This is a genomic window from Streptomyces sp. NPDC041796, from assembly GCF_055590785.1.
The window spans coordinates 1-5,851 of sequence record NZ_JBVJAH010000047.1; the positions used below are offsets into that span (position 1 = coordinate 1).

General features: G+C 70.0%; 5 protein-coding genes and 4 pseudogenes. 5 read left to right on the top strand and 4 right to left on the bottom strand.

Translation table 11 applies throughout. The annotated features are described in order from the left end of the window. Positions 1–130: 130 nt before the first annotated feature. From ACZ6C1_RS37600 to ACZ6C1_RS37620, 5 genes and pseudogenes are all read left to right on the top strand, one after another. A pseudogene (locus tag ACZ6C1_RS37600) lies at positions 131–913 on the top strand (asparagine synthase-related protein); the annotation flags it as partial. A 250-nt stretch (positions 914–1,163) separates the two neighbouring features. Continuing rightward, positions 1,164–1,364, top strand: a pseudogene (locus tag ACZ6C1_RS37605) (asparagine synthase-related protein); the annotation flags it as partial. Next, a complete protein-coding gene (locus ACZ6C1_RS37610) occupies positions 1,306–1,863 on the top strand; it encodes an NUDIX domain-containing protein (RefSeq protein WP_469247567.1) in 558 nt (185 codons plus the stop codon). The pseudogene ACZ6C1_RS37605 and the gene ACZ6C1_RS37610, both read left to right, overlap by 59 nt. Positions 1,864–1,991: 128 nt before the next feature. Next, a pseudogene (locus ACZ6C1_RS37615) lies at positions 1,992–2,852 on the top strand (nucleotide sugar dehydrogenase); the annotation flags it as partial. Between the two features lie 89 nt (positions 2,853–2,941). Further along, on the top strand, positions 2,942–3,265 hold the full coding sequence (locus ACZ6C1_RS37620) for a hypothetical protein (protein ID WP_469247576.1): 324 nt from the start codon (positions 2,942–2,944) through the stop codon (positions 3,263–3,265). 428 nt (positions 3,266–3,693) lie between these two features. Here the strand turns inward: ACZ6C1_RS37620 and ACZ6C1_RS37625 are convergent, their stop codons facing one another. The 4 genes and pseudogenes from ACZ6C1_RS37625 to ACZ6C1_RS37640 form a co-directional block, all read right to left on the bottom strand. Continuing rightward, on the bottom strand, positions 3,694–4,332 hold the full coding sequence (locus tag ACZ6C1_RS37625; protein WP_469247568.1) for a hypothetical protein: 639 nt from the start codon (positions 4,330–4,332) through the stop codon (positions 3,694–3,696). A gap of 175 nt (positions 4,333–4,507) precedes the next feature. Then, positions 4,508–4,756, bottom strand: coding sequence for a hypothetical protein (locus ACZ6C1_RS37630; protein ID WP_469247569.1), 249 nt, complete (start codon positions 4,754–4,756; stop codon positions 4,508–4,510). A 53-nt stretch (positions 4,757–4,809) separates the two neighbouring features. Beyond that, positions 4,810–5,181, bottom strand: a pseudogene (locus ACZ6C1_RS37635) (transposase); the annotation flags it as partial. A 326-nt stretch (positions 5,182–5,507) separates the two neighbouring features. Next, positions 5,508–5,851, bottom strand: a 344-nt coding sequence (locus ACZ6C1_RS37640; RefSeq protein WP_469247570.1) for a hypothetical protein, incomplete at its 5' end; no start/stop codon positions are given.

Genomic DNA, 5,851 nt, shown 5'->3' on the forward strand with positions numbered 1-5,851 from the left:
CGAGTGATCCTCATGGCCCATCTCAGACGCCACTATCCGTGACGGAGCGTCACCGGCGCACGGTCGCACACCCCGGCGTCACGGAAATCTTGCCAGGGCCACTTCCGCTCGTACGCCGACATGGGCCAAGATCGGCCCGTCCTGCCTGGACGGCCTGGACGGCATGTTCGCCATCTCCGTCTATGACACGCGGGTCGCGAAGTTGTTCCTGGCCCGCGACCGGCTGGGTGAGAAGCCGCTCTACTGGCGCCTGGACGGCGGCCGACTCGCGTTCGCCTCCGAGGTCACCACGCTGACCGGCTACGGACCGGCCCCGCTGGTCTTACGGCCCGAGGTCACCGCGATCGAGACTCCCGTCGGGGTGGACACCCCGTTCCAGGGCATCCAGCTGCTGGCCCCGGCCACGCTGCTGTCCTTCGACGTCACCACCGGCTCCATCGACCAGATGACCTGGTGGCATCTGGAGGACCGGGCACCGTTCACCGGCACCTACACCGAGGCCCTGGCGAAGTTCTCCACGGTCCTGGCCGAGCAGATCCCGCTCAGGTCCCCGGCCTGCGACTTCGCCCTCCTCCTCTCCGGAGGGCTGGATTCGGCGGTGCTGGCCTACCTGATGCGGCCGCCGGTCTGCGTCACCGTCCGCTACCCGGGCCAGGACCGCCTGGACGAGTCCTCCACGGCCGCCGTGATCGCCCGGGACGTCAAGGCTGAGCTGGTCGTGGTCGAGCCGGACCACGTCGACTTCACGACCGCCCTGCCGCACATGATGCGGGCCCTGGACTACCCGATGGGCAACGCGTCCACCTTCTCCGAGCACATGGCCTACCGGAAGGTGGCCGACCTGGGCCTTCGCGTCGTGATCGGCGGGCTGGGGCCGGACGAGTTCCTCATGGGCTACGTCCGCCAGGCCCTGGCCCTCTTCTTCCCCGACGCCGTCCTGAACGCCGGGCTGGGGGCATACCGGCCGCTGGCCGCCAAGCTCCTGCACACCGCGGGCGAGCCCCTCGACCCGGTGGAGGCCGCCGCCCGGCTGATTCTGCGCGGACCGGGCCCGGACGGGCGGGTGAGGGACCTGGTCGCCGACGCGATGGCCCGGGCGGGCGGGGACCTGGCCCGCAGCCTGACCCTCGCGGACCTGGCCGACTGCCTGGAGGCCGCTGGTGATGACCAGCGACAAGCTCGCGTCCGCCTACGCGCTCGAACGCCGGTCTCCCTACCTCGCACGCGACCTGGTCGAGCTGTGCTACCGGCTGCCCGTCGACCACAAGATCACCGACCCGGCCCAGGGCAAGCGGATCCTGCGGGATGCCGCGAAGGCTCTCGGCCTGCCCCGCGAGGTCTGGGCCAGCCGGGACAAGCTCGGCTTCGCCTCCCCGGTCCCCGCCTGGCTCAACGGCGACCTCGCCGAGTGGGCCGAGCCCAGATCAACACCGCCCTCACCGACGCGCCGGCGGGCTGGGCGCCGCCCGCGGAGCCGTCGCGATCATCACCAACCGCCGCGGCGAGCTCCTCCTCCACCTGCGCGACGACCTGCCGAACATCGCCTGGCCAGCCCACTGGAGTCTCCTGGGAGGCGGCTGCGATCCCGGCGAGGCCCCGGCCATCGCGATCGCCCGCGAACTCGACGAGGAAGCCGGCCTCACCGCCGGTCCCCTGACCGAGCTGTTCGAGATCACCGACTACCGCGGCTCCGGGCAGATCATCACCTTCTTCTCCGGCACCTGGGACGGCGACGAAACCAGCCTCCCGCTCAGCGAGGGCGTCAAGCTCCAGTTCTTCGCCCCCGAGCACGTCGACATCCTCACGATCCCACCGTTCATCCGGGACGGGATCAACCGTCACCTGACCGCCCGGCCCTCCTGATCACCCCGCCCTTTTCGGGCGGGGCAAGGGTGGGGGCGCCGACGGCGGCCCCACCCGAAGGGACACCCCGCTCATGAAGATGACCGTGATTCGGATGCGGCTACCTCGACGCCACTCACGCCGCCTGCATGGCCGAGCTCGGCCGCGAGGTCCTGGGCATGGACTTGGACATCGACAAGGTCCATACCCTCAACACTGGCAAGGCCCCGTTCTTCGAGCGGGACCTGGACGACCTGTTGGCCAAGCACACCGCGTCGGGCCGGCTGAAGTTCACCGCCTCCTACCAGGAGGCCGCCGCCGACTTCGCCGACCTGCACTTCATCGGCGTCGGCACCCCGCAGCGGTCCGGCAGCGACGCCTATGACCTCAGCCACCTCTTCGAGGCCCTCCGCCAGCTGGTCCCCGGCCTGACCCGGCCGGCCGTCGTCGCGGTCAAGTCGACCGTCCCCGTCGGCACCGCACCCCGCGTCGCCGACCTCCTGCGCGAACACGCTCCCGCCGGGGACCGCATCGAGGTCGCCTGGAACCCGGAGTTCCTGCGCGAGTCGTTCGCCGTCGAGGACACCCTCCGCCCCGACCGGCTCGTCCTCGGCTTCAACACCGAGCACTCCTGGGCCGAAGCCCTGCTGCGGCAGGCGCTCGGCAAGATCATCGAAGCGGGGACACCGACGATCATCACGGACTGGGCAACCGCCGAGCTCGCCAAGGGCGCCGCGAACTCCTTCCTCGCCACCAAGATCTCCTTCATCAACGCGATGGCCGAGGTCTGCGAAGCCTCCAGCGCCAACGTCGCCGAGCTCGCCGACATCCTCGGCCACGACATCCGCATCGACCGCCGCGGCATGCGGCCCGGCCTCGGCTTCGGCGGCGGCTGCCTGCCCAAGGATCTCGGCGGCTTCATCACCCGCGCCGACGCGCTCGACGCCGACGAGGCGGCTGGGATCCTCCGGGAAGCCGGCGCCGTGAACACCCGCCGCCGCCAGCGCGTCATCGACCTCGCCCGCGAGGAACTGGGCACCGATCTGCGCGGCAGGCGGATCACCGTCTGGGCGCCGCCTTCAAGCCCGAGACCGACGACATCCGCGACTCGCCCGCGCTCGCCGTCGCCCAAGCCCTGCACGACCTCGGCGCGACCGTCACCGTACCTGGAGGCCGTCACACAGGCGCACAACGACTTCACCGCCCTCCAGACTGTCGGGAGCATTCCGGGCCAGACGTCGGGGAGCATCAGCGCATGATGTACGCAAGCCACCGTGCGAAGGGGGCTCCAGTCCTGGGAGCCCTCCCTGGGCAGGACGGGCCCTTTGGCCACCGCCCCTTGCCGGACGAGGACGACGACACCGGCGCGGACACCGAGCCGGCCGCCGTGGTGCCCGCGCCCACGGACGGGAGCGACCGGTGACGCTGTGGCGGCAGGTCCTCGCCAATATCCCTGGCCAGCCGCTGACCGCGCGGTTCGGGCACGGCCCCCACCGCCACCCGCACCGCTCCCCCGTGAGCACGCTGGCGCCGTACGGCGCCGCGCTCTCGGGCTGCCGGACCGTCACCGTGGTTGGGCCCCGGTCCGGCAGCCCCATCAGTCCACCACTCCGGCCGGGGTCGCACGCAACAGCGCCCGGCAGCACGAAGGCCCTGACTGGGGAGATCAGGACCTTCGTCTGCCTCGGGGAAGCTGACGCGGCCCCGACGCCAGAGCGCGGAATCGGGGGCCGCGGACTGCACCGGCCAGACGTGGGGCGTCCGAACCAGCGCACGCGTCGCACCACCCAACGCCCCGCACCGGCGGAGGACACGCGCTGCGTCAACACCCAACACCGCGGCAGGGACTGTTCAGGCAGCGGCCGGAACTCGGGCGTCATAGCGAGCTACGGCCCAGGCGAGGGTCTGGCAGATGTAAAGGAACCAGTAGTCGTACTCGGTGAACTCCCAGCCGTCTGTGTCGAAGCAGAAGCCGTCGAACTCGAACGCGGCGAGCGCGGTCTTGGTGCCGGCCTCGGTCTCCAGGTCGGCGCTGCTGTAGCGGGAGAACAGCTCCTCCTCGACCTCCTCGACCAAGCCCGGGTGCACGGCTTCACCTTCTTCGGCGGCCTGCTTGATGTAGGCGCGGACGCGGTCTTCGGCATACACCTGGACACCCTTGATGCCGTCCGGCTGGACCTTCTCCGCCCAGTAACGGGTGTCCACCTCCCAGGTGGTTCCGCTGCCCATGCAAGTGCGGAAGAACTCGATCATGTCGTGGTCGCGGCGGAAGACATGGGTTCCGGTGTGCCCGGTTACCGCCAGGGCGCCGGGCCAGGTCACCACCTCGAACCAGTACGCGCTGGACTTGGGCATCTCGACCTCCAGATGCCGGTAGAGGCCGTCGTCGCGCCGGACGGTCAGCTTGCCGCCCTCGGACTCGGCGGCGAATCGCTCCTTGACCTCCGCGATACGCGCCTTCAGCTCGGCGTCCGGGTCGATCGTGCTCATCCTCGTGGTCCTCTCACCCCATGGCCCAGGCAACGGCGCCCGGCCTCCACGACGTACAACGAACGGCCCAACGCCCCAGGCATGCGGGGTCAGTAACCGTCCTCACCGTCATCGGCAGCGATCCCGCCTGACCAGGGGCAGCGGCAGCTTGTGCTTCAGTACCGCACCGGATGCTTCAGTGGGTGCGACCAAAGCAAATGAGGGCGAGCACAGTGATCACAACCAAGCAGTACTGGGCGATCCACCAGTTCATCGCCGACCGGCTCGCCGAGCTCGACCGGCCGCTGCCGGGAGCGATCCGCTCGTCTTTGGCATCACGGCGCAGCTCGTCGTGCGCGGGGAGCTCCTGCCCTATCGCGACCACGGTGCCATCGCCGGACGGGATGCCGGGTTCATCGACGGGGTCGGTCTGGCGCTGCTCCACGTAGCCGCCCGCTGGAAGGAGCACCCGGACTACGAGGCTTCCCAATCTGGAAGTCAAGCGGCATGAGGCGCCTCGGGTGGTGTGACTTGGTAGCACCGCCGGTCACGGATGAGGGCCCACAGGACGTTGACGCGGCGTCGTGCCAACGCGAGCACGGCCTGGACGTGCCGTTTACCTTCGGCGCGTTTGCGGTCGTAGAAGCGGCGGGAGTTGGGATCACTGCGGATGCTGATCAGTGCGGAGGTGTAGAGGACCCGCTGCAGGCGTCGGTGGTATCGCCGGGGCCGGTGCAGGTTGCCGCTGATCTGGCCGGAGTCACATGGTGCGGGGGCCATCCCGGAGAAGGCCGCGAGGCGGTGGAGTGTGGGGAAGGAGTCCAGACTGCCACCGATGCCGGCGAGGAACTCGGCACCGAGCGTCGGGCCTTCGCTGGTCGGCGGTGCCCGGCCCGGCAACAAGCACCACCTGATCACCGGTCGGCACGGCACCCGCTGGCAGTGTCACCGACCAGCGGGAAACCGTCACGACGTCACGCAGCTGCTGCCCTGTAGATGCTTCGGTCGGCGCAGGTTGTACTGAACCGATTTCGGGTGCCCCTTCCATCGGTCCCCTCCAGTGCTTTCTCTGCCGAGCGGAGCAGACCTTTCCGATCCGCTCCGCTATGGCACGCGCTAACCGGTTCGTCTATGTACGCGTAGGGCGTGTTGTCTGACTGAAGTCGTCGTGCTTTACGAAGGCGTATGGCGCGCTTCTATGAGCTCGCGCTCCTCACCCGGAAGCAACGTCGGATGGCTGCGCCGATCACAACCAACACGCCGGCCGTTGCGGGCAGCACGTTCCCTAGACCTGCACTAGTTCCCGTGCGGGCCAGGTGTGGCGGTTGTACGGTCGGCGGCACCTCGACCGGCGGCACCTCGACCGGCGGCACCTCGACCGGCGGCACCTCGACCGGCGGCACCTCGACCGGCGGCACCTCGACCGGCGGCAGTTCCGACGGCGGGACTTCGGTCGGCGGCACCTCCGACGGCGGCAGTTCCGACGGCGGGACTTCGGTCGGCGGCAGCTCCGACGGCGGCACCTCGACCGGCGGCAGCG